General features: G+C 58.5%; 19 protein-coding genes and 2 tRNA genes. 20 read left to right on the plus strand and 1 reads right to left on the minus strand.

Features of this window, described 5'->3' with window-relative positions; translation table 11 throughout:
• Positions 1 to 77 precede the first annotated feature (77 nt).
• The 7 genes from dnaK (at position 78) to CAF87_RS07225 (ending at position 9,880) form a co-directional block, all read left to right on the plus strand.
• Positions 78 to 1,994: a molecular chaperone DnaK gene (gene dnaK, locus CAF87_RS07195; protein ID WP_085729541.1), complete on the plus strand. Its 1,917-nt coding sequence runs from the start codon at positions 78 to 80 to the stop codon at positions 1,992 to 1,994.
• A gap of 297 nt (positions 1,995 to 2,291) precedes the next feature.
• Positions 2,292 to 3,416, plus strand: a complete 1,125-nt coding sequence (gene dnaJ, locus CAF87_RS07200) for a molecular chaperone DnaJ (RefSeq protein ID WP_085729542.1) — start codon at positions 2,292 to 2,294, stop codon at positions 3,414 to 3,416.
• A 9-nt stretch (positions 3,417 to 3,425) separates the two neighbouring features.
• Entirely contained in the window at positions 3,426 to 4,232 is an 807-nt protein-coding gene (dapB, locus tag CAF87_RS07205) for a 4-hydroxy-tetrahydrodipicolinate reductase (RefSeq protein ID WP_085729543.1), read from the plus strand.
• Between the two features lie 257 nt (positions 4,233 to 4,489).
• Positions 4,490 to 5,626, plus strand: a complete 1,137-nt coding sequence (carA, locus tag CAF87_RS07210) for a glutamine-hydrolyzing carbamoyl-phosphate synthase small subunit (RefSeq protein WP_085711854.1) — start codon at positions 4,490 to 4,492, stop codon at positions 5,624 to 5,626.
• 126 nt (positions 5,627 to 5,752) lie between these two features.
• Positions 5,753 to 8,974 carry a carbamoyl-phosphate synthase large subunit gene (gene carB / locus CAF87_RS07215; protein ID WP_085729544.1) on the plus strand — a complete coding sequence of 1,074 codons (3,222 nt, stop codon included), beginning with the start codon at positions 5,753 to 5,755 and terminating at the stop codon, positions 8,972 to 8,974.
• Positions 8,971 to 9,447, plus strand: coding sequence for a transcription elongation factor GreA (greA, locus tag CAF87_RS07220; RefSeq protein WP_085729545.1), 477 nt, complete (start codon positions 8,971 to 8,973; stop codon positions 9,445 to 9,447). The genes carB and greA overlap by 4 nt, the downstream gene beginning before the upstream one ends.
• A gap of 28 nt (positions 9,448 to 9,475) precedes the next feature.
• The gene (locus CAF87_RS07225) at positions 9,476 to 9,880 is read left to right on the plus strand and encodes an MFS transporter (protein WP_085729546.1); all 405 of its coding nucleotides are present in this window, start codon (positions 9,476 to 9,478) and stop codon (positions 9,878 to 9,880) included.
• A gap of 9 nt (positions 9,881 to 9,889) precedes the next feature.
• Here the strand turns inward: CAF87_RS07225 and CAF87_RS07230 are convergent, their stop codons facing one another.
• On the minus strand, positions 9,890 to 10,198 hold the full coding sequence (locus CAF87_RS07230; RefSeq protein WP_011332401.1) for a YhbY family RNA-binding protein: 309 nt from the start codon (positions 10,196 to 10,198) through the stop codon (positions 9,890 to 9,892).
• 101 nt (positions 10,199 to 10,299) lie between these two features.
• Between CAF87_RS07230 and rlmE the strand changes: the two genes are divergently transcribed.
• The 13 genes from rlmE to truB all read left to right on the plus strand — a co-directional run bounded on the left by rlmE (position 10,300) and on the right by truB (position 22,901).
• Positions 10,300 to 10,929, plus strand: a complete 630-nt coding sequence (rlmE, locus tag CAF87_RS07235) for a 23S rRNA (uridine(2552)-2'-O)-methyltransferase RlmE (RefSeq protein ID WP_085711850.1) — start codon at positions 10,300 to 10,302, stop codon at positions 10,927 to 10,929.
• A 202-nt stretch (positions 10,930 to 11,131) separates the two neighbouring features.
• The gene (ftsH, locus tag CAF87_RS07240; protein ID WP_085711849.1) at positions 11,132 to 13,042 is read left to right on the plus strand and encodes an ATP-dependent zinc metalloprotease FtsH; all 1,911 of its coding nucleotides are present in this window, start codon (positions 11,132 to 11,134) and stop codon (positions 13,040 to 13,042) included.
• An 8-nt stretch (positions 13,043 to 13,050) separates the two neighbouring features.
• A complete protein-coding gene (folP, locus tag CAF87_RS07245; protein ID WP_085729547.1) occupies positions 13,051 to 13,902 on the plus strand; it encodes a dihydropteroate synthase in 852 nt (283 codons plus the stop codon).
• Positions 13,903 to 13,918: 16 nt separating this feature from the next.
• The gene (glmM, locus tag CAF87_RS07250) at positions 13,919 to 15,256 is read left to right on the plus strand and encodes a phosphoglucosamine mutase (protein WP_085729548.1); all 1,338 of its coding nucleotides are present in this window, start codon (positions 13,919 to 13,921) and stop codon (positions 15,254 to 15,256) included.
• Between the two features lie 65 nt (positions 15,257 to 15,321).
• Positions 15,322 to 16,077, plus strand: coding sequence for a triose-phosphate isomerase (gene tpiA / locus CAF87_RS07255; RefSeq protein WP_085729549.1), 756 nt, complete (start codon positions 15,322 to 15,324; stop codon positions 16,075 to 16,077).
• A 4-nt stretch (positions 16,078 to 16,081) separates the two neighbouring features.
• Entirely contained in the window at positions 16,082 to 16,465 is a 384-nt protein-coding gene (secG, locus tag CAF87_RS07260) for a preprotein translocase subunit SecG (protein WP_011332406.1), read from the plus strand.
• Between the two features lie 22 nt (positions 16,466 to 16,487).
• A tRNA-Leu gene (locus CAF87_RS07265) sits at positions 16,488 to 16,573 on the plus strand.
• A 97-nt stretch (positions 16,574 to 16,670) separates the two neighbouring features.
• A tRNA-Met gene (locus tag CAF87_RS07270) sits at positions 16,671 to 16,747 on the plus strand.
• A gap of 138 nt (positions 16,748 to 16,885) precedes the next feature.
• Complete coding sequence (gene rimP / locus CAF87_RS07275; protein WP_065260004.1) at positions 16,886 to 17,344, plus strand: ribosome maturation factor RimP; 459 nt, start codon at positions 16,886 to 16,888, stop codon at positions 17,342 to 17,344.
• Between the two features lie 47 nt (positions 17,345 to 17,391).
• Positions 17,392 to 18,873, plus strand: coding sequence for a transcription termination factor NusA (gene nusA, locus CAF87_RS07280; protein WP_003221546.1), 1,482 nt, complete (start codon positions 17,392 to 17,394; stop codon positions 18,871 to 18,873).
• Between the two features lie 27 nt (positions 18,874 to 18,900).
• On the plus strand, positions 18,901 to 21,420 hold the full coding sequence (gene infB, locus CAF87_RS07285) for a translation initiation factor IF-2 (protein ID WP_085711845.1): 2,520 nt from the start codon (positions 18,901 to 18,903) through the stop codon (positions 21,418 to 21,420).
• A 160-nt stretch (positions 21,421 to 21,580) separates the two neighbouring features.
• The gene (gene rbfA / locus CAF87_RS07290; RefSeq protein ID WP_085729550.1) at positions 21,581 to 21,979 is read left to right on the plus strand and encodes a 30S ribosome-binding factor RbfA; all 399 of its coding nucleotides are present in this window, start codon (positions 21,581 to 21,583) and stop codon (positions 21,977 to 21,979) included.
• Positions 21,980 to 21,983: 4 nt separating this feature from the next.
• Complete coding sequence (gene truB / locus CAF87_RS07295) at positions 21,984 to 22,901, plus strand: tRNA pseudouridine(55) synthase TruB (RefSeq protein WP_007953739.1); 918 nt, start codon at positions 21,984 to 21,986, stop codon at positions 22,899 to 22,901.
• Positions 22,902 to 22,983 lie beyond the last annotated feature (82 nt).

Below are 22,983 nucleotides of genomic sequence, written 5' to 3' on the forward strand. Positions count from 1 at the left end.
AAGTCAAGCGTTTAAGTATTACCGCAGTTAGCCACCACTGCTGCGGCAACCAAATCCAAAGTTTCGGGAGAGTGAACATGGGCAAAATTATCGGTATCGACCTGGGGACTACCAACTCCTGCGTCTCCGTGCTGGAAAACGGCGTAGCCAAAGTTATTGAAAACGCCGAAGGCGCGCGTACCACGCCGTCGATCATCGCTTACGCCAACGATGGCGAAATCCTGGTCGGCCAGTCCGCCAAGCGTCAGGCTGTGACCAACCCGCACAACACATTGTTCGCGGTGAAGCGCCTGATCGGCCGCCGCTTCGACGAAGAAGTCGTGCAGAAAGACATCAAGCTGGTGCCTTACAAGATCGTCAAGGCCAACAATGGTGACGCTTGGGTCGAGGCCTCCGGCAAGCAGATGGCTCCGCCGCAAATCAGCGCCGAAGTCCTGAAGAAGATGAAGAAGACCGCCGAAGACTACCTCGGCGAAGCAGTGACCGAAGCGGTGATCACTGTTCCGGCCTACTTCAACGACAGCCAGCGTCAGGCGACCAAAGACGCCGGTCGCATCGCCGGTCTGGATGTAAAACGTATCATCAACGAACCAACCGCAGCTGCTCTGGCTTACGGTATGGACAAGGCCAAGGGCGATCACACCGTGATCGTTTACGACCTGGGTGGTGGTACCTTCGACGTTTCCGTGATCGAAATCGCTGAAGTTGATGGCGAGCACCAATTCGAAGTACTGGCCACCAACGGTGATACCTTCCTGGGTGGTGAAGACTTCGACATGCGTCTGATCGACTACCTCGTCGACGAGTTCAAGAAAGAGTCCGGCATGGACCTGAAGAACGATCCTCTGGCCCTGCAGCGTCTGAAAGAAGCCGCTGAGAAGGCCAAGATCGAGCTGTCTTCTTCTCAGTCGACCGACGTCAACCTGCCGTACATCACAGCAGATGCGACTGGTCCTAAGCACCTGAACGTGAAGATTTCTCGCGCCAAGCTCGAGTCGCTGGTCGAAGACCTGGTGAACCGTACCATCGAGCCATGCCGCATCGCTCTGAAAGACGCCGGCATCGACGCCAGCAAAATTGACGACGTGATCCTGGTCGGTGGCCAGACTCGTATGCCTCTGGTGCAGAAGGCAGTTACCGATTTCTTCGGTAAAGAAGCTCGTAAGGATGTGAACCCTGACGAAGCTGTTGCCATGGGTGCTGCCATCCAGGGCGCCGTTCTGGCCGGTGACGTGAAAGACGTTCTGCTGCTCGACGTCAGCCCGCTGACCCTGGGTATCGAAACCATGGGCGGTGTGATGACCGCGCTGATCGAGAAAAACACCACGATTCCTACCAAGAAATCGCAAGTGTTCTCGACTGCCGATGACAACCAGGGCGCCGTGACCATTCACGTCCTGCAAGGTGAGCGCAAGCAAGCTGCACAGAACAAGTCCCTGGGCAAGTTCGACCTGTCCGAGATTCCACCAGCGCCACGCGGTGTGCCACAGATCGAAGTGACCTTCGACATCGACGCCAACGGCATCCTGCACGTCGGCGCGAAAGACAAGGCGACCGGCAAAGAGCAGAAGATCACCATCAAGGCCAACTCGGGTCTGTCGGATGAAGAAATCCAGAAGATGGTGCGCGACGCCGAGCTGAACGCTGAGGAAGATCGCAAGTTTGAAGAGCTGGCCGGTGCCCGTAACCAGGGTGATGCGCTGGTTCACTCGACTCGCAAGATGATCGCTGACGCTGGCGACAAAGTGACTGCGGAAGAGAAGGCTGCAATCGAAGCGGCCGTGGTTGCCCTGGAAGCCGCCGTCAAAGGCGACGACAAGGCTGCCATCGACGCCAAGGTTGAAGAGCTGTCGAAAGTCTCCGCGCCGGTTGCCCAGAAGATGTACGCCGAACAGGCTCAGCCTGCCGAAGGCGCGGCACCGCACGCAGAGAAAGCTGAAAAGGCTGACGATGTCGTCGATGCCGAGTTCGAAGAAGTAAAAGACCACAAGTAAGTTGTTGGTCGCCCGGTTGACTGCCTTGCGGCGGTGACTGGTAGGATGTCGCCGCGCGGGAGCTTGCTCCCGCGTTGGCGTATCTGGAATACGCGAATTTTTACAGCATGCGACAAGCTTCGTGTGTTGGCGGTATGGCCGGGAATGCTCCTGCTTTTCGCGCCGCAAATACCGCATGAACCAAAGACCAGGATCGTTGAATTGACGTGAGTTGGGTCCGGGCCTGTATTGGGGCTCAACGAGTTTGGCGAAGCTCAGGAGGGGTTTGCCGAACGTCCTCAAGAGTATGAAGAACTTATGGCAAAGCGTGACTATTACGAAGTGTTGGGTGTTGAGCGCGGCTCAAGCGAAGCAGACCTGAAGAAGGCCTATCGCCGTCTGGCGATGAAGCATCACCCGGACCGTAATCCCGATGACAAAGCGTCGGAAGAACTGTTCAAAGAGGCCAACGAGGCCTACGAAGTATTGTCCGATTCCAGCAAGCGCGCGGCGTACGATCAGTATGGCCATGCCGGTGTCGACCCAAGCATGGGTGGCGGCGGTGGCGGTTTCGGCGGCCAGAACTTCTCCGATATTTTCGGTGATGTCTTCAGTGACTTCTTTGGTGGCGGTCGCGGTGGTTCCCGTGGCGGCGCCCAGCGTGGCAGCGACTTGCGCTACACCCTGGAGCTGAACCTGGAAGAAGCGGTGCGCGGTACGACCGTGAATATCCGCGTTCCGACACTGGTCAATTGCAAACCGTGCGATGGTTCGGGCGCTAAGAAAGGTTCGTCGCCATCGACTTGCCCGACTTGCGGCGGTATCGGTCAGGTACGCATGCAGCAGGGCTTCTTCTCCGTGCAGCAGACCTGCCCGCGCTGCCATGGCCAAGGGAAGATCATTTCCGATCCGTGCGACTCCTGCCACGGTGACGGTCGCGTCGAAGAATACAAAACCCTCTCCGTCAAAGTGCCAGCCGGCGTCGATACCGGTGACCGCATTCGTCTGTCCGGAGAAGGCGAGGCGGGCACTCAAGGTGGCCCGACCGGCGACCTGTACGTTGTGATCAATGTGCGCGAACACGCGATCTTCCAGCGTGACGGCAAGCACCTGTTCTGCGAAGTGCCGATCAGCTTTGTCGATGCGGCGCTGGGCGGCGAGCTGGAAATCCCGACCCTCGATGGTCGCGTGAAGCTGAAGATTCCGGAAGGGACTCAGACCGGCAAGCAGTTCCGCGTGCGCGGCAAAGGCGTTGCGCCGGTGCGTGGTGGCGGTGCGGGCGACCTGATGTGCCGTGTTGCGGTCGAGACTCCGGTCAATCTGAACCGTCGTCAGCGTGAATTGCTCGAAGAGTTCCGCAGCTCTCTGGCGGATGACAACAGCCATTCGCCGAAAACCACCGGTTGGTTCGATGGTGTGAAACGCTTCTTCGGCGATCTGTAAGGAGTCGGCATGCGACGTATAGCTGTGATGGGCGCTGCCGGGCGCATGGGCAAGATTCTGGTCGAGGCCGTGCAGCAGCGCGCACCGTTGACCGGTTTGACGGCCGCCATTGTCCGCCCTGGCAGTACGCTGATCGGGGTGGATGCCGGTGAGCTGGCTTCGCTCGGTCGGATCGGCGTGCCGTTGTCCGGGAATCTGGAATCGGTCGCGGAAGAGTTCGATGTTTTGATCGACTTCACCCTGCCGGAAGTGATGCTGAAAAACCTGGCCTTCTGCCGTAAGGCCGGCAAGGCGATGGTGATCGGCACGACCGGGCTGGACGCTGCGCAGAAGCAGTTGCTGGCCGAAGCGGGCAAGGACATTCCGATCGTGTTCGCGGCCAACTTCAGCGTTGGTGTCAATCTGTCACTGAAGCTGCTCGACATGGCTGCGCGGGTGCTGGGTGATGACGCAGACATCGAAATCATCGAGGCCCATCACCGCCACAAGATCGATGCGCCATCGGGTACGGCCCTGCGCATGGGTGAAGTGATCGCCAGTGCGCTGGATCGTGATCTGCAGAAGGTCGCGGTCTATGGTCGTGAAGGTCACACCGGTGTGCGTGAGCGTGAAACCATCGGTTTTGCCACTGTTCGTGGCGGTGATGTGGTGGGTGATCATACGGTGCTGTTCGCCTGCGAGGGCGAGCGTCTGGAAATCACCCACAAGGCTTCGAGCCGCATGACATTCGCCAAGGGGGCCGTGCGTGCGGCGCTGTGGCTGGATGCTCGCGAACCGGGTCTTTACGACATGCAGGACGTGCTCGATCTGCGTTGAGCTTTGTTTGAGCCCGGCGCAAACGCCCTGTTTGTGCCGGTTTTACTCTGTCTGGCGACGCCCTGTCGCATTCTCCGGACTTTCAGGCTCATTGGCGGTAGACCAAAAATCCCTTTTTCTGTAAGCTACAGCTTTAGTGTGTCCACTAAAAGCGCGCAGAATAATTCAGTGAAGAAGCGGGGTGACGTGTCCATACGTCACTCCGCTTTTTTACAACCTGCGATTGCCCTTTCATGCGTTATTTACGGGAGGTCTTCTTGACTAAGCCAGCCATACTCGCCCTTGCTGATGGCAGCATTTTTCGCGGCGAAGCCATTGGAGCCGACGGTCAGACCGTTGGTGAGGTGGTGTTCAACACCGCAATGACCGGCTATCAGGAAATCCTTACCGATCCTTCCTACGCCCAACAGATCGTTACCCTGACTTACCCGCACATCGGCAACACCGGCACCACGCCGGAAGACGCCGAGTCCAATCGCGTCTGGTCCGCTGGCCTGGTCATCCGTGACCTGCCGCTGGTAGCGAGCAACTGGCGTAACACGATGTCCCTGTCCGACTACCTGAAAGCCAACAATGTTGTGGCAATCGCCGGTATCGACACCCGCCGCCTGACCCGTATCCTGCGTGAAAAAGGCGCACAGAACGGCTGCATCATGGCCGGCGACAACATCTCCGAAGAAGCGGCCATCGCCGCTGCGCAAGGCTTCCCGGGCCTGAAGGGCATGGACCTGGCGAAAGTCGTCAGCACCAAGACCCAATACGAATGGCGCTCCACTGTCTGGGATCTGAAAACCGACAGCCACGCGACCATCGAAGCCTCCGAGCTGCCATACCACGTGGTTGCCTACGACTACGGCGTCAAGGTCAACATCCTGCGCATGCTGGTCGAGCGCGGCTGCCGCGTGACCGTGGTGCCGGCGCAAACCCCGGCTGCCGACGTGCTGGCCCTGAATCCGGATGGCGTGTTCCTGTCCAACGGCCCTGGCGATCCGGAGCCTTGTGACTACGCGATCAAGGCGATCAAGGAAGTGCTGGAAACCGAGATTCCGGTGTTCGGCATCTGCCTCGGCCACCAGCTGCTGGCTCTGGCCTCCGGCGCCAAGACCCTGAAAATGGGTCACGGCCACCACGGTGCCAACCACCCGGTACAGGATCTGGACACTGGCGTCGTGATGATCACCAGCCAGAACCACGGTTTCGCGGTTGACGAAGCGACCCTGCCAGCCAACGTTCGCGCGATCCACAAATCGCTGTTCGACGGCACCCTCCAAGGTATCGAGCGTACCGACAAGAGCGCGTTCAGCTTCCAGGGCCACCCTGAAGCGAGCCCGGGCCCGAACGATGTGGCCCCACTGTTTGACCGCTTCATCAACGAGATGGCCAAGCGACGCTAAGTGCTCGCCTTGAGACTGTAGCGAGAAGCCCCTCGAGGGCGGCCCCGGAACCGGCGGCCCCCTCGGGACTTCAGAAATCGATCAAGACGGCTTGCCGACTGACCTGCGGATTTGAGTGACAAACCCATGCCAAAACGTACAGACATTAAAAGCATCCTGATTCTCGGCGCTGGCCCGATCGTTATCGGCCAGGCCTGCGAATTCGACTACTCCGGCGCCCAGGCTTGCAAAGCCCTGCGCGAAGAGGGTTACCGCGTCATCCTGGTGAACTCCAACCCGGCCACCATCATGACCGACCCGGACATGGCCGACGCCACCTACATCGAGCCGATCAAATGGCAGACCGTTGCCAAGATCATCGAAAAAGAGCGTCCGGATGCGGTGCTGCCAACCATGGGCGGCCAGACTGCTCTGAACTGCGCCCTGGACCTCGAGCGCGAAGGCGTTCTGGAGAAGTTCGGCGTAGAGATGATCGGCGCCAACGCTGACACCATCGACAAGGCTGAAGATCGTTCGCGTTTCGACAAAGCGATGAAGGCCATCGGCCTGGAATGCCCGCGTTCCGGTATCGCCCACAGCATGGAAGAAGCCAACGCGGTGCTCGAGCGCCTGGGCTTCCCGTGCATCATCCGTCCGTCCTTCACCATGGGCGGCACCGGTGGCGGTATTGCTTACAACCGTGAAGAGTTCGAAGAAATCTGCGCCCGTGGTCTGGACCTGTCGCCGACCAAGGAACTGCTGATCGACGAATCGCTGATCGGCTGGAAAGAATATGAAATGGAAGTTGTCCGCGACAAAAAGGACAACTGCATCATCGTCTGCTCGATCGAAAACTTCGACCCGATGGGTGTGCACACCGGTGACTCGATCACTGTTGCCCCGGCTCAGACCCTGACCGACAAGGAATACCAGATCCTGCGTAACGCCTCGCTGGCGGTACTGCGCGAGATCGGCGTCGAGACCGGCGGTTCCAACGTTCAGTTCGGTATCTGCCCGAACACCGGCCGCATGGTCGTGATCGAAATGAACCCGCGTGTATCGCGTTCGTCGGCCCTGGCTTCGAAAGCCACCGGTTTCCCGATTGCCAAGGTCGCGGCCAAACTGGCGGTCGGCTACACCCTCGACGAGCTGTCGAACGACATCACCGGCGGCAAGACCCCGGCGTCCTTCGAGCCGTCCATCGACTACGTCGTGACCAAGCTGCCGCGCTTCGCCTTCGAGAAGTTCGCCAACGCTGACGCACGCCTGACCACTCAAATGAAGTCCGTAGGCGAAGTCATGGCCATCGGCCGTACCTTCCAGGAATCCCTGCAGAAAGCCCTGCGCGGTCTGGAAGTAGGCGTTTGCGGTCTGGACGAGAAAGTCGACCTGAGCAATCCGGAAAGCATGAGCGTGCTCAAGCGCGAGCTGACCGTGCCGGGCGCCGAGCGTATCTGGTACGTGGCGGACGCTTTCCGTGCCGGCATGACCGTCGAAGAAATCTTCGGCATGAACATGATCGACCCGTGGTTCCTGGTGCAGATCGAAGATCTGATCAAGGACGAAGAGAAGGTCAAGACCCTGGGTCTGTCCGCTATCGACCGCGACCTGATGTTCAAGCTCAAGCGTAAAGGCTTCTCCGACCAGCGTTTGGCCAAGCTGCTGGGCGTCACCGAAAAGAACCTGCGCACTCACCGTCAAAAGCTGGAAGTGTTCCCGGTCTACAAGCGCGTGGACACCTGTGCCGCGGAGTTCGCCACCGACACGGCTTACCTGTACTCGACTTACGAGGAAGAGTGCGAAGCCGCGCCGTCGGGCCGCGACAAGATCATGATTCTGGGTGGCGGTCCGAACCGTATCGGTCAGGGCATCGAGTTTGACTACTGCTGCGTACACGCCGCTCTCGCCCTGCGCGAAGACGGCTACGAAACCATCATGGTCAACTGCAACCCGGAAACCGTTTCCACTGACTACGACACTTCCGACCGTCTGTACTTCGAGCCGGTGACCCTGGAAGACGTGCTGGAAATCTGCCGCGTCGAGAAGCCGAAAGGCGTGATCGTCCAGTACGGCGGCCAGACTCCACTGAAACTGGCTCGCGCCCTCGAGGCGGCCGGCGTGCCGATTATCGGCACCAGCCCTGACGCCATCGACCGTGCCGAAGACCGTGAGCGCTTCCAGCAGATGGTTGAGCGCCTGAACCTGCGTCAGCCGCCAAACGCCACCGTACGCAGCGAAGACGAAGCCGTTCGCGCTGCCGCGAAGATCGGTTATCCGCTGGTGGTGCGTCCGTCCTACGTACTGGGCGGCCGGGCGATGGAAATCGTCTACAAGGAAGAGGAGCTCAAGCGTTACCTGCGTGACGCGGTGCAAGTGTCGAACGACAGCCCGGTGCTGCTCGACCACTTCCTCAACTGCGCCATCGAGATGGACGTGGATGCGGTCTGCGACGGCAAGGACGTAGTGATCGGCGCGATCATGCAGCACATCGAACAGGCGGGCGTTCACTCCGGTGACTCCGCGTGCTCGCTGCCGCCGTACTCGCTGCCTGCGCACATCCAGGACGAGATGCGCGAGCAGGTCAAGAAAATGGCCCTGGAACTGGGCGTGGTCGGCCTGATGAACGTTCAGCTGGCGCTGCAAGGCGAAGACATCTACGTCATCGAAGTCAACCCGCGTGCTTCCCGTACCGTACCGTTCGTGTCGAAGTGCATCGGTGTTTCCCTGGCCATGATTGCTGCCCGTGTAATGGCTGGTAAAACCCTGAAGGAAATCGGCTTCACCAAGGAAATCATTCCGAACTTCTACAGCGTGAAAGAGGCGGTGTTCCCGTTCGCCAAATTCCCTGGCGTTGACCCGATCCTCGGCCCGGAGATGAAGTCCACCGGTGAAGTGATGGGCGTCGGTGACACCTTCGGCGAAGCCTTTGCCAAAGCCCAGATGGGCGCGAGCGAAGTGCTGCCGACCGGCGGTACCGCATTCATCAGCGTACGTGATGATGACAAGCCGCTGGTTGCAGGCGTGGCCCGTGATCTGATCAACTTGGGCTTCGAAGTGGTCGCCACTGCCGGCACTGCCAAGCTGATCGAGGCTGCAGGCCTGAAAGTGCGTCGTGTGAACAAGGTGACCGAGGGTCGTCCGCACGTGGTCGACATGATCAAGAATGACGAAGTCACTCTGATTATCAACACCACTGAAGGTCGTCAATCGATCGCCGACTCTTACTCCATTCGTCGTAATGCCTTGCAGCACAAGATCTACTGCACCACCACTATTGCTGCTGGCGAAGCCATCTGCGAAGCGCTGAAGTTCGGTCCCGAGAAGACCGTGCGCCGCTTGCAGGATCTACACGCAGGATTGAAGGCATGAATAAATACCCAATGACCGTCCAGGGCGCGAAAGCCCTGGAAGAGGAACACGCTCATCTGACCAAGGTCGTTCGTCCGAAGCTCAGCCAGGACATCGGTACGGCCCGCGAGTTGGGTGACTTGAAGGAAAACGCTGAATACCATGCTGCCCGCGAACAGCAGGGCATGGTCGAGGCGCGGATCCGTGACATCGAAGGTCGCATGCAGAATGCCGTGATCATCGATGTGACGACCATTGCGCACACCGGCAAAGTGATTTTCGGCACTACCGTCGAGATCGCCAACGTCGAGACTGATGAAAGCGTGACTTACCAGATCGTTGGTGAAGACGAGGCGGACATCAAACTCGGCAAGATTTCGGTCGGTTCGCCGATCGCCCGCGCCTTGATTGCCAAGGAAGAGGGCGACACGGTCGTCGTAAAAACGCCGGGCGGCGATATCGAGTATGAGATTGTCGAAGTCCGTCACATCTGAAACAGGGCGCCCGCTGCATGCGGGCGCCATGCTCTGGCAGCTGACCCAGATGTTGTGGGTCGGCGGTTTATGGCTGGTGCACCTCGGTCTGCGGCCGGTGCTGGGCCAGATTGGCCTGGCACCGCTGCTGATCGACGAAGTCGCCAGTGCGTTTGAAGTGCCGGTGGTGGGTTTCGCTGCCGTGTGTTTGGTTTTTCAGGCTTTGGTGCTGGTACGGGCCGAAGGCCTTGCCAGTCTATGGCGGGATTTTCGCGGGCAAGTGCTGCTGATGGCGTTGTATGCGAGTGCGATGTATGTCGCAGTGCGTGTCGGCTGGCCGGATGCACAGCGCTGGCAGGTGTTCAGTTATCTTGTTCTGGGTTTTTCCGGGCTGGTGCTGGTGTTGCAACCGGTGCCGGGATGGAGTGGCAGGGTGCGCGAAGCACACCCTTGACCCTTGTCGTCACTTGAAGCGATGGACGTTCGACAGCTGCTTGTTGACGCTGAAGTTCTTGCGGTAAATCAGTGCCATCTTGCCGATGACCTGAACCAGATCGGCCTTGCCGACCTTGCACAGCTCTGCAACGGACGCCAGGCGCGCCTCGCGATCGAGGATGTTGAGCTTGATCTTGATCAGCTCGTGATCCGCCAATGCGCGTTCGAGTTCGGCTAAAACACCCTCAGTCAAACCGTTGTCGGCCACCGTCAAAACTGGTTTGAGGTGGTGGCCAATGGATTTGTACTGTTTCTTCTGCTCTGGAGTGAGCGGCATAATCTGACCCTTTCGTCTGGATTCTGTAAAATGGCGGCCATTTTACCCGAGGGCTCGTGGATCCGCCCAATTAATCACGACCCTAATCAACGAGGTGCCCAATGGCGCGTTCCAAGACAAGCCTTGGTTGGCTGAAACGACATGTCAACGATCCTTATGTGAAGCAGGCGCAGAAGGATGGCTACCGCTCGCGTGCGAGTTACAAGCTTCTGGAAGTCCAGGAGAAATACAAACTGATCCGCCCAGGCATGAGCGTGGTCGATCTTGGCGCGGCGCCCGGCGGCTGGTCTCAGGTCACCAGTCGACTGATCGGTGGCCAGGGGCGTCTGATCGCCTCGGACATCCTGGAAATGGACAGTATTCCTGACGTGACCTTCATTCAGGGGGATTTCACTCAGGATGAAGTGCTCGCTCAAATCCTCGAGGCGGTGGGTAATTCACAGGTGGACCTTGTGATTTCCGATATGGCCCCCAATATGAGTGGTACGCCTGCCGTAGATATGCCGAAAGCCATGTTTCTTTGCGAGCTGGCGCTTGACCTGGCTGAGCGGATTCTCAAGCCGGGCGGTAATTTCCTGATCAAGATTTTTCAGGGCGAAGGGTTCGATGTTTACCTGAAGGACGCTCGTCGGAAATTCGACAAGGTCCAGATGATCAAGCCGGACTCTTCCCGCGACAGTTCCCGCGAGCAATACATGCTGGCTTGGGGTTATCGCGGTCGCAGCGAGTAAAACGAGTTTTTTTGGCGGGGTGATAGGTTTTTCGTATTTCGCCCCGCGTGCATAAGCGAATATTGTGTAGAAAGTGTTTCACAAAGGGTTACAGACGGCGCCTGCCAGAGCTGTAGGTAATGTAGTAAGTTAGGCCGGTGAATATCATGCGAAGCGCGCGCCAGTAGCGGAGCTTGCTTCAGAGGGTAGTTAATTGAACGATATGGCAAAGAATCTGATCCTGTGGTTGATCATCGCGGCTGTCCTGGTGACGGTGATGAACAACTTCTCCAGCCCTAACGAGCCGCAGACCCTCAACTATTCCGACTTCATCCAGCAGGTCAAGGATGGCAAAGTCGAGCGCGTAGCGGTTGATGGCTACGTGATTACCGGCAAGCGCAACGATGGCGATAGCTTCAAGACCATTCGTCCGGCAATTCAAGACAATGGCCTGATCGGCGATCTGGTCGACAACCACGTCGTTGTCGAAGGCAAGCAGCCTGAGCAGCAAAGCATCTGGACCCAGCTTCTGGTGGCCAGCTTCCCGATCCTGGTGATCATCGCGGTGTTCATGTTCTTCATGCGCCAGATGCAGGGCGGTGCGGGCGGCAAGGGCGGGCCGATGAGCTTTGGCAAGAGCAAGGCGCGCCTGCTGTCCGAAGACCAGGTGAAAACCACCCTGGCTGACGTAGCTGGTTGCGACGAAGCCAAGGAAGAGGTCGGCGAACTCGTCGAGTTCCTTCGTGATCCGGGCAAGTTCCAGCGTCTGGGTGGTCGTATTCCTCGCGGCGTACTGATGGTCGGTCCTCCCGGTACTGGTAAAACCTTGCTGGCCAAGGCGATTGCCGGCGAAGCCAAAGTGCCGTTCTTCACCATTTCGGGTTCCGACTTTGTCGAAATGTTTGTCGGTGTCGGTGCCAGCCGTGTTCGCGATATGTTCGAACAGGCCAAGAAGCACGCACCTTGCATTATCTTCATCGACGAGATCGACGCCGTTGGTCGCCATCGTGGCGCTGGCATGGGCGGTGGTCACGACGAGCGTGAGCAGACTCTCAACCAGTTGCTGGTCGAGATGGACGGCTTCGAAATGAATGACGGCATCATCGTTATCGCGGCAACCAACCGTCCTGATGTGCTGGACCCTGCTTTGCTGCGTCCGGGTCGTTTCGACCGTCAGGTGGTGGTCGGTCTGCCGGATATCCGTGGTCGCGAACAAATCCTCAAAGTGCACATGCGTAAAGTGCCGATGGGTGACGACGTTGCTCCAGCTGTTATCGCTCGTGGTACTCCGGGCTTCTCCGGTGCCGACCTTGCGAACCTGGTCAACGAGGCTTCGCTGTTCGCTGCCCGTGCTGGCAAGCGCATTGTCGAGATGAAGGAATTCGAACTGGCCAAAGACAAGATCATGATGGGTGCCGAGCGCAAATCCATGGTCATGTCCGAGAAAGAGAAGCAGAACACGGCTTATCACGAAGCCGGCCACGCCATTGTCGGTCGCGTCGTGCCTGAGCATGATCCGGTCTACAAGGTATCGATCATCCCGCGCGGTCGTGCGCTGGGTGTGACCATGTTCCTGCCGGAAGAAGATCGCTACAGCCTGTCCAAGCGTGCGTTGATCAGTCAGATCTGCTCGCTGTACGGCGGTCGTATCGCTGAAGAAATGACCCTGGGCTTCGACGGTGTGACTACAGGCGCCTCCAATGACATCATGCGTGCCAGTCAGATTGCGCGGAACATGGTGACCAAGTGGGGCCTGTCTGAAAAACTCGGACCGTTGATGTATGCGGAAGAAGAGGGCGAGGTGTTCCTGGGTCGTGGTGGCGGTGGTCAGAACGCCAGCTTCTCGGGTGAAACAGCGAAGTTGATCGATTCGGAAGTGCGCAGCATCATCGATCAGTGCTACGGCACCGCCAAACAGATCCTTACGGACAATCGTGACAAGCTCGATGCCATGGCTGATGCCCTGATGAAGTACGAGACGATCGATGCCGAACAGATCGACGACATCATGGCCGGTCGCACGCCGCGTGAACCTCGCGACTGGTCGGGTGGCACCGGTACTGGCACGCCTCCTCCGGTGGTTCAGGATGAGCGTCCGGAAACACCGATTGGCGGTCCGGCTGCTGACGTTTAAGGTTTGAAATGATTTCTGCACAGTCCCTGACCCGGTTGCCTTGCGGCAACCGGGTTCTTGATTTGGCCCAGGCGCATGTCATGGGCATTCTCAATGTCACTCCCGATTCCTTCTCCGATGGCGGCCGATACAGTCAGCTTGATGCGGCCCTGCGTCATGCCGAGGCGATGGTGTTGGCTGGTGCGACGCTGATTGATGTTGGCGGGGAGTCCACGCGACCTGGTGCGCGAGCGGTTTCACCGCTTGAGGAGCTGGAGCGTGTTGCGCCAATCGTGGAGCTGATCAATCGCGAGCTGGATGTGATCATCTCTGTCGATACATCGACTCCAGCCGTCATGCGGGAAACTGCACGCCTGGGCGCCGGGTTGATCAACGACGTGCGATCGCTGCGGCGTGACGGTGCGCTGGATGCCGCCGCGGCCACGGGGTTGCCGGTCTGTCTGATGCATATGCTGGGTGAGCCCGGTGACATGCAGGACAACCCGCAATATCAGGATGTCACCCGGGAAGTGGGTGAGTTTCTCGCCGAACGCATGGAGCGGTGCGCATCGGCTGGCATACCTGCGGAGCGGATCATTCTTGATCCTGGCTTCGGTTTCGCAAAAAACCTGCAGCACAATCTAAGCTTGTTCAGGCATATGGATGCCCTTCATGCATTGGGGCGACCTCTGTTGGTCGGCGTCTCGCGAAAAAGCATGATCGGGCAGGCGCTGAATCGCTCGGTGGGCGAGCGCCTGTATGGTGGTTTGGCCCTGGCTGCACTGGCGTCCGTCAAAGGCGCGCGTATATTGCGCGTCCATGATGTGGCCGAAACGGTGGATGTCGTGCGGATGATCGCGGCCGTGGAATCAGCCGAATAAGAATGATGGAGCACTTATGAGCAAGAAATACTTTGGTACCGACGGCATTCGTGGTCGCGTCGGTGAGTATCCGATTACTCCGGATTTCATGCTCAAGCTTGGCTGGGCAGCAGGGATGGCATTCCGAAAAATGGGCGCCTGCAAGGTGCTCGTTGGCAAGGACACACGAATTTCCGGTTATATGTTCGAGTCGGCTCTGGAGGCCGGCCTCACATCCGCAGGTGCCGACGTGATGCTGCTCGGGCCGATGCCGACGCCTGCTATCGCTTACCTGTCACGCACATTCCAGGCTGAGGCCGGTATCGTGATTAGTGCTTCGCACAATCCTCACGATGATAACGGCATCAAGTTTTTCTCCGGTCGCGGCACCAAGTTGCCGGATGAGCTGGAGCTGATGATCGAGGAGTTGCTCGACACGCCGATGACAGTCGTTGAGTCGAGCAAGATCGGCAAGGTATCGCGAATCAACGATGCGTCCGGTCGATACATCGAGTTCTGCAAGAGCAGCGTGCCGACCAACACCAGTTTTGCCGGTCTCAAGATCGTAATCGACTGCGCACACGGAGCAACCTACAAGGTTGCGCCGAGCGTCTTCCGTGAGTTGGGCGCCGAGGTTGTGGTGTTGTCCGCCCAGCCCAACGGTCTGAACATCAACGACAACTGTGGCTCGACGCACATGGGGCCGCTGCAGGCTGCGGTGCTTGCCGAGCACGCTGATCTGGGAATCGCTTTCGATGGTGATGGTGACCGGGTGTTGATGGTTGATCACACCGGTGCGGTTGTTGATGGTGATGAGCTGATTTTCATCATTGCTCGTGATCTGCATGAGCGTGGCAAATTGCAGGGCGGCGTGGTCGGTACGCTAATGAGCAACCTGGGTCTGGAGTTGGCCCTGGCGGATCTGGGGATTCCTTTTGTGCGCGCAAATGTAGGCGACCGTTATGTGATTGCCGAGTTGCTGGAGCGCGATTGGCTGGTCGGTGGTGAGAACTCCGGGCATGTCGTCTGCTTCAATCACACCACAACGGGTGATGCGATCATCGCGGCGTTGCAGGTGTTGATGGCACTGAAAACCCGCAACGAAGGTCTGGCGCAAACCCGCCAGGCGCTGCGCAAGTGCCCTCAAGTATTGATCAATGTGCGTTTTGGTGGCGGCGACAGTCCGCTCGACCACCCGGCTGTCAAGGAAGCCAGCAAGCGTGTAACCGAGGCAATGGGGGGGCGTGGACGTGTGCTTCTGCGCAAGTCCGGGACAGAGCCTCTGGTGCGTGTCATGGTCGAGGGCGAGGATGAAACACAGGTTCGCAGCTATGCCGAAGAGCTGGCAAAACTGGTAACTGAAGTTTCTGCCTGATACGGCTTGCCAGCCATGATTGTGTTGGGTAACATCTGCGCCCACTTTGACCGACGAGGTACAGCATGCGTCGCCCTATGGTAGCTGGTAACTGGAAGATGCACGGTACCCGCGCCAGCGTCGCTGAGCTGATCAACGGCCTTCGTCATCTGGCCTTGCCAAGCGGTGTTGATGTCGTGGTATTCCCGCCTTGCCTGCATATCAATCAAGTGATTGATGGCTTGAAAGGAAAGTCGATTTCGGTCGGCGCGCAGAATTCCGCGGTGGAATCGATGCAAGGTGCATTGACCGGTGAAATTGCACCAAGTCAGTTGGTGGATGCAGGTTGTTCCCTGGTGCTTGTCGGGCACTCCGAACGCCGCCAGATCATGGGCGAGCGAGACGGAATGCTGAATCGCAAGTTCGCAGCGGCACAGGCATGTGGCTTGATTCCGGTGTTGTGTGTAGGGGAAACCCTGGAGCAGCGCGAAGCCGGAAAAACTCTTGAGGTTGTCGGGCGTCAGCTGGGCAGCATCATCGAGGAGCTGGGTGTAGGTGCTTTTGCCAATGCAGTGATCGCTTACGAGCCGGTCTGGGCCATTGGTACCGGGCTGACTGCAACGCCGCAGCAGGCTCAGGATGTGCATAAAGCCATTCGTGAGCAGTTGGCGGCAGAGAATTCTGAAGTCGCGCGAAATGTGCGGCTTCTATACGGCGGCAGCGTGAAGGCGGCCAATGCGGTCGAACTGTTCGGCATGCCGGATATCGATGGGGGGCTCATTGGTGGAGCTTCCCTGAATGCAGATGAGTTCGGTGCGATCTGTCGCGCCGCGGGAAACTGAAAAAATGCTGGAAACAGTCGTAGTCGTTTTTCATCTGCTGGGTGCATTGGGCGTAGTTGCTCTGGTTTTGCTGCAGCAGGGTAAGGGTGCGGACGCTGGCGCGTCTTTCGGAGCAGGTGCTTCAAATACTGTGTTCGGAAGCCAAGGTTCCTCTACCTTTCTTAGTAAGTTTACTGCTATACTTGCCGCCGGTTTCTTCATAACCAGCTTGGGGTTAGGATACTTTGCTAAAGAGAAAGCTCATCAGCTGACTCAAGCAGGTTTGCCAAATCCGGCAGTGTTGGAAGTTCCAAAGCAACAACCGGCTTCTGATGATGTCCCGGTGCTTCAAGAGCAAAAGTCGGCTACTCCAGCGACTGACGTGCCTCCAGCTCAAGAGCAGAAGTAAGAAGGGTTTCAAACGTAGTATTGCCGAGGTGGTGGAATTGGTAGACACGCAACCTTGAGGTGGTTGTGCCCATAGGGTGTAGGGGTTCGAGTCCCCTTCTCGGTACCAATTAGTCAGGAGAGCCCGCTGTTGCGGGCTTTCTTGCAGGTGGAAGGTTACATTGACCCTACTGGGGATCGGTCGTATACTTCCGCCCCAGCTTTGTCGCGGGGTGGAGCAGTCTGGTAGCTCGTCGGGCTCATAACCCGAAGGTCGTCGGTTCAAATCCGGCCCCCGCAACCAGTTTAAGGAGCCCCTTTTAAGGGGCTTTTTGTTAGCTGGACACTTTCAACGCCGCTGTTCGACGGCGTTTCAAGGATGGGCGTTCCGCCCATTTTTTTATTTTGCAAAGCATGCACATACATGCACGAGGGGGTTCAGGTGTCGAGCAAGCTAGAAGAGTTGCAGGCCTTGTTGGCCCCGGTGGTCGTGGCCCTGGGCTATGAATGCTGGGGTATTGAGTTCTCGGCTCAAGGTCGTCACTCAATGTTGCGCGTTTATATCGATAAGGAAGGCGGCGTACTGGTGGACGATTGCGCCATCGTCAGCCGTCAGATCAGCGGTGTGCTGGATGTTGAAGATCCGATCTCCGTTGAATACACCCTTGAAGTTTCCTCGCCTGGCATGGAACGCCCACTGTTCACTCTTGAGCAGTTTGCCAAATTTGCCGGTGAACAAGTAAAGATCAGGCTGCGCTCGCCTTTTGAAGGACGACGCAACTTTCAGGGCCTTCTGCGCGGTGTAGAAGAACAGGATGTCGTGGTGCAGGTAGATGACCATGAGTTCCTGTTGCCGATCGATATGATCGACAAGGCCAACATTATTCCCAGTTTTGACTGAGACGCGGATCCCGCGGATCCAATGGCTTGCGAAAGGCGAGGCGTACGATGAGCAAAGAAGTACTGCTGGTTGTTGAGTCGGTATCCAATGAAAAGGGCGTACCGGCAAGCGTAATTTTTGAAGCGCTGGAGCTGGCCCTGGCCACTGCTACCAAAAAGCGTTTTGAAGACGAAGTTGATCTGCGTGTGGAAATCAATCGCCACACCGGTTCTTACGAAACTTTCCGTCGCTGGACGGTCGTCGAAGAGAATGACCTCGATGATCCGGCCATCGAAACCTGGCCAAGCAAGGTTGCTGAAACGCATCCAGGCGCCAAGGTCGGTGATGTCGTCGAAGAAAAGATCGAATCCATCGAATTCGGCCGTATTGCTGCGCAGACCGCCAAGCAGGTCATCGTGCAGAAAGTGCGCGAAGCCGAGCGTGCTCAAGTGGTTGATGCTTATCGCGAGCGCCTGGGAGAAATCATCTCCGGTACCGTGAAAAAAGTGACGCGCGACAACGTGATCGTAGATCTGGGCAATAACGCCGAGGCGTTGCTGGCCCGTGAAGACATCATTTCTCGCGAGACCTTCCGTGTTGGCGTGCGTCTGCGTGCGCTGCTCAAGGAAATCCGCACCGAGAACCGCGGCCCTCAGCTGATCCTGTCGCGTACCGCGCCGGAAATGCTGATCGAGCTGTTCCGTATCGAAGTGCCGGAAATCGCTGAAGGCCTCATCGAAGTCATGGCCGCTTCCCGTGATCCGGGTTCGCGCGCCAAGATCGCCGTCCGCTCCAAGGACAAACGCATCGACCCGCAGGGCGCGTGCATCGGTATGCGCGGTTCGCGCGTCCAGGCCGTGTCGGGCGAGTTGGGTGGCGAGCGTGTCGACATCGTCCTGTGGGACGACAACCCGGCGCAGTTCGTGATCAATGCCATGTCGCCGGCAGAAGTGGCGGCCATCATCGTTGACGAAGATGCCCACGCCATGGACATCGCCGTTGGCGCAGACAATCTGGCTCAGGCCATCGGTCGTGGTGGTCAGAACGTGCGTCTGGCGAGCCAGCTGACTGGCTGGACCCTGAACGTGATGACCGAATCGGACATCCAGGCTAAGCAACAAGCGGAAACCGGCGACATCCTGCGCAACTTCATCGACGAGCTGGAAGTCGACGAAGAGCTGGCTCAGGTGCTGGTCGACGAAGGCTTCACCAGCCTGGAAGAGATTGCCTACGTACCGTTGGAAGAAATGCTCAACATCGACGGCTTTGACGAAGACATCGTCAACGAGCTTCGCGCTCGTGCCAAGGATCGCTTGTTGACCAAAGCCATCGCTACTGAGGAAAAGCTGGCAGACGCCCATCCGGCCGAAGACCTGCTCTCGCTTGAGGGTATGGACAAGGATTTGGCGATGGAACTGGCGGTGCGCGGCGTAATTACCCGCGAAGACCTGGCCGAGCAGTCTATTGACGACCTGCTCGACATCGACGGCATTGACGATGATCGTGCCGGCAAGTTGATCATGGCCGCCCGAGCCCACTGGTTCGAGTAATTAGGCGCGGCCTGAGGAGAGAAATGCATGACGCAAGTCACGGTGAAACAACTGGCCGATGAGGTCAAAACACCGGTAGAGCGCCTGTTGCAGCAGATGCGTGAGGCAGGTCTGCCGCACACCGCCGCCGAAGAACATGTGACTGACAGTGAGAAGCAATCCCTGCTGACTCACTTGAAGAGCAGCCACAAGGCGAAAGTGGAAGAACCACGCAAGATCACGCTGCAGCGTAAAACCACCAGCACCCTGCGTGTGGCTGGCAGCAAAAGCATCAGCGTTGAAGTCCGCAAGAAGAAAGTTTTCGTACAGCGTAGCCCGGAAGAAATCGAAGCCGAGCGCAAGCGTGAACTGGATGAGCGTCGCGCAGTAGAAAATGCTGCCCGTCAAAAGGCTGAAGAAGAAGCCCGCGTTCGCGCCGAAGAAGAAGCGCGTCGCCAGCCCGCTGCTGCACCGACCGCTTCCGCCGAGCCTGTTGCTGCGCCTGCGCCAGCCGCTGAACCCGTGCGCGAAGCTGCACCGGTTGTGGCTGCTGCGCCAGCTGCCGACACTCGCAAGCGTGACGAACAGCGCCGTCCGGACAAGCCACGTGCCGACGACAACAACCGTCGCGGCAGCGGCGATGGCGAGCGCAAGAACGCTCCGCATCGCGCTTCGGTCAAGGAAAAGGCACCGGCTCCACGTGTGGCGCCACGCACTACCGACGAAGAAAGCGATGGCTTCCGTCGCGGCGGTCGCGGCAAGGCCAAGCTGAAGAAACGCAACGCCCACGGTTTCCAGAGCCCGACCGGCCCTGTCGTGCGTGAAGTGAAGATCGGCGAAACCATCACTGTTGGCGATCTCGCTCAGCAGATGTCGGTGAAGGCTGCTGAAATCATCAAGTTCATGTTCAAACTGGGTACTCCAGCGACCATCAACCAGGTGCTTGATCAGGAAACTGCTCAGCTGGTAGCTGAAGAGCTGGGCCACAAAGTGACCCTGGTCAGCGACACCGCCCTGGAAGATTCCCTGGCCGAGTCCCTGAAGTTTGAAGGTGAGGCTGTTCCTCGTGCGCCGGTTGTGACCGTAATGGGTCACGTTGACCACGGTAAGACCTCGCTGCTCGACTACATCCGTCGTGCCAAGGTAGCTGCTGGCGAAGCCGGTGGTATCACCCAGCACATCGGTGCCTACCACGTTGAAACCGAACGCGGCATGGTCACCTTCCTCGACACCCCGGGTCACGCCGCGTTTACCGCAATGCGTGCCCGTGGTGCCAAGGCGACCGACATCGTGATCCTGGTGGTTGCGGCGGACGACGGCGTGATGCCACAAACCATCGAAGCTGTTCAGCATGCTCAGGCGGCTGGCGTTCCGCTGGTAGTCGCAGTGAACAAGATCGACAAGCCGGGCGCTGATCTCGATCGCATCCGTAGCGAACTGTCGGCCCACGGCGTGACCTCCGAAGACTGGGGTGGTGACACTCCATTCGTTCCGGTCTCGGCGAAAATGGGTACCGGCGTCGACGAACTGCTTGAAGCAGTATTGCTGCAAGCCGAAGTTCTCGAACTGACTGCCACTCCATCGGCTCCTGGCCGTGGTGTCGTGGTTGAATCGCGTCTGGACAAGGGCCGTGGCCCGGTAGCGACTGTTCTGGTTCAGGACGGTACGCTGCGTCAAGGTGACATGGTGCTGGTTGGCTCGAACTACGGCCGCGTGCGCGCCATGCTCGACGAGAACGGCAAGCCGATCAAGGAAGCAGGTCCGGCCATTCCGGTCGAGATCCTCGGCCTGGACGGTACGCCTGACGCTGGCGACGAGATGAGCGTGGTTGCCGACGAGAAGAAAGCCCGTGAAGTGGCTCTGTTCCGTCAAGGCAAGTTCCGCGAAGTCAAACTGGCTCGCGCTCACGCCGGCAAGCTGGAAAACATCTTCGAAAGCATGGGTCAGGAAGAGAAGAAGACGCTCAACATCGTCCTCAAATCCGACGTCCGTGGTTCGCTGGAAGCCTTGCAGGGCGCTCTGAACGGCCTGGGCAACGACGAAGTGCAAGTGCGCGTGGTCGGTGGCGGTGTCGGTGGTATCACCGAGTCCGACGCCAACCTGGCACTGGCTTCCAACGCTGTACTGTTCGGCTTCAACGTGCGTGCCGATGCCGGCGCACGGAAGATCGTCGAGCAGGAAGGTCTGGACATGCGTTACTACAACGTGATCTACGACATCATCGAAGACGTCAAGAAAGCCCTGACCGGTATGCTTGGCAGCGATGTTCGCGAGAACATCCTCGGTGTGGCCGAAGTCCGTGACGTGTTCCGTTCGCCTAAGTTCGGCGCTATCGCCGGCTGCATGGTGATCGAGGGTACTGTTCACCGTAACCGTCCGATCCGCGTACTGCGTGAAGACATCGTGATCTTCGAAGGCGAGCTGGAATCCCTGCGCCGCTTCAAGGATGACGCTTCCGAAGTGCGTGCCGGCATGGAATGCGGTATCGGCGTGAAGAGCTACAACGACGTCAAGGTCGGTGACAAGATCGAAGTCTTCGAGAAGGTTCAGGTTGCTCGCAGCCTCTGACTCGCGCACTTCAAGGGCCACGTCGGACCGTCGCATGAAAATGCGCGGTACGGCGTCAGGACTCTAAACGCAACGCCCGGTCTGGCTTTTTGTCAGGCCGGGCGTTTGCCGCTTTCAGACCTTGCGGGTTTCACCGCGGGGCAGTAACAGGTAACAAATCATGGCAAAAGAATACAGCCGTACCCAACGTATCGGCGATCAGATGCAGCGCGAGCTGGCCCAGCTGATCCGTCGTGAAGTCAAAGATCCGCGTGTCGGCCTGGTCACCATTACCGCTGTCGATGTCAGTCGTGACGTGGGTCACGCGAAGATCTTCATCACCGTGATGGGGCAGGACAACGCTGAAGACATCGCGCAAAGTATCAAGGTGCTCAATGCTGCCGCCGGTTTCCTGCGCATGCAGCTGGCCCGTGAAATGAAGCTGCGCAGCGTGCCTCAATTGCATTTCCACTACGACGAAAGTGTCGCCCGTGGTGCGCACCTGTCGGCTCTGATCGAGCGCGCGGTGGCCGAAGACAGTCAGCACGAAGCTGCTGCACCCGAAGACACCAAGGAGTAACTCGGTGGCTCAGGTCAAACGTATCCGTCGTAACGTCAGCGGCATCATCCTGCTCGACAAGCCGCTGGGGTTCACTTCCAACGCCGCGTTGCAGAAGGTTCGCTGGCTACTCAATGCCGAGAAGGCCGGCCACACCGGCAGTCTCGACCCGCTGGCCACCGGCGTTCTGCCGTTGTGCTTTGGCGAGGCGACCAAGTTCTCGCAGTATCTGCTCGATTCCGACAAGGGTTACGAAACCCTGGCGCAACTGGGCAAGACCACCACCACGGCAGACGCCGAAGGCGAGGTTTTGCAGGAGCGTCCGGTGACCGTTGGTCAGGCCGACATTGAAGCGGTCCTGCCGAAATTTCGCGGGCAAATCAGTCAGATACCGCCGATGTACTCGGCTCTCAAGCGTGATGGGCAGCCGCTGTACAAGCTCGCCCGTGCAGGCGAAGTAGTGGAGCGCGAACCGCGTTCTGTTACTATTGCGCGCTTGGAATTGCTGGCCTTCGAAGGCGATACTGCGCGTCTTGCGGTGGATTGCAGCAAGGGCACCTATATTCGTACCCTGGTGGAGGATATCGGTGAGCAACTCGGTTGTGGTGCGTACGTCGCTGAACTGCGTCGTACCCAGGCCGGGCCTTTCACCCTGGCGCAGACCGTGACCCTCGAAGAGCTGGAAGCGGTACATGCCGAAGGCGGCAACGAAGCGGTCGACCGCTTCCTGATGCCATCGGACAGCGGCCTGCAGGATTGGCCACTGCTGCAGTTCTCGGAAGCGAGCGCGTTCTATTGGCTCAACGGCCAGCCGGTACGTGCCCCGGATGCTCCGAAGTTCGGCATGGTGCGGGTACAGGATCATAACGGTCGCTTCATCGGTATCGGTGAAGTGAGCGAAGACGGGCGCATCGCGCCGCGTCGACTGATTCGGTCAGAATGACCGAACGAGTGTGGCTGTTAACAGGCACGGTCACTACTCATTTATAGATACAGGGATTTGTCCCTGGCCTGTTGAAACCGTT

The sequence above is a fragment of the Pseudomonas sp. R38(2017) genome, from assembly GCF_002112395.1.
Taxonomy (GTDB): Bacteria; Pseudomonadota; Gammaproteobacteria; order Pseudomonadales; family Pseudomonadaceae; genus Aquipseudomonas.

Bases quoted from the DNA above. Each gene is read 5' to 3' on its own strand.
- carB (WP_085729544.1), top strand. From the start codon at position 5,753: ATGCCAAAACGTACAGACATTAAAAGCATCCTGATTCTCGGCGCTGGC.
- rlmE (WP_085711850.1), top strand. From the start codon at position 10,300: ATGGCGCGTTCCAAGACAAGCCTTGGTTGGCTGAAACGACATGTCAAC.
- tpiA (WP_085729549.1), top strand. From the start codon at position 15,322: ATGCGTCGCCCTATGGTAGCTGGTAACTGGAAGATGCACGGTACCCGC.
- secG (WP_011332406.1), top strand. From the start codon at position 16,082: ATGCTGGAAACAGTCGTAGTCGTTTTTCATCTGCTGGGTGCATTGGGC.
- infB (WP_085711845.1), top strand. From the start codon at position 18,901: ATGACGCAAGTCACGGTGAAACAACTGGCCGATGAGGTCAAAACACCG.
- folP (WP_085729547.1), top strand. From the start codon at position 13,051: ATGATTTCTGCACAGTCCCTGACCCGGTTGCCTTGCGGCAACCGGGTT.
- dnaJ (WP_085729542.1), top strand. From the start codon at position 2,292: ATGGCAAAGCGTGACTATTACGAAGTGTTGGGTGTTGAGCGCGGCTCA.
- greA (WP_085729545.1), top strand. From the start codon at position 8,971: ATGAATAAATACCCAATGACCGTCCAGGGCGCGAAAGCCCTGGAAGAG.
- nusA (WP_003221546.1), top strand. From the start codon at position 17,392: ATGAGCAAAGAAGTACTGCTGGTTGTTGAGTCGGTATCCAATGAAAAG.
- rbfA (WP_085729550.1), top strand. From the start codon at position 21,581: ATGGCAAAAGAATACAGCCGTACCCAACGTATCGGCGATCAGATGCAG.
- dnaK (WP_085729541.1), top strand. From the start codon at position 78: ATGGGCAAAATTATCGGTATCGACCTGGGGACTACCAACTCCTGCGTC.
- CAF87_RS07225 (WP_085729546.1), top strand. From the start codon at position 9,476: ATGCTCTGGCAGCTGACCCAGATGTTGTGGGTCGGCGGTTTATGGCTG.
- CAF87_RS07230 (WP_011332401.1), bottom strand. From the start codon at position 10,198: ATGCCGCTCACTCCAGAGCAGAAGAAACAGTACAAATCCATTGGCCAC.
- glmM (WP_085729548.1), top strand. From the start codon at position 13,919: ATGAGCAAGAAATACTTTGGTACCGACGGCATTCGTGGTCGCGTCGGT.
- dapB (WP_085729543.1), top strand. From the start codon at position 3,426: ATGCGACGTATAGCTGTGATGGGCGCTGCCGGGCGCATGGGCAAGATT.
- ftsH (WP_085711849.1), top strand. From the start codon at position 11,132: ATGGCAAAGAATCTGATCCTGTGGTTGATCATCGCGGCTGTCCTGGTG.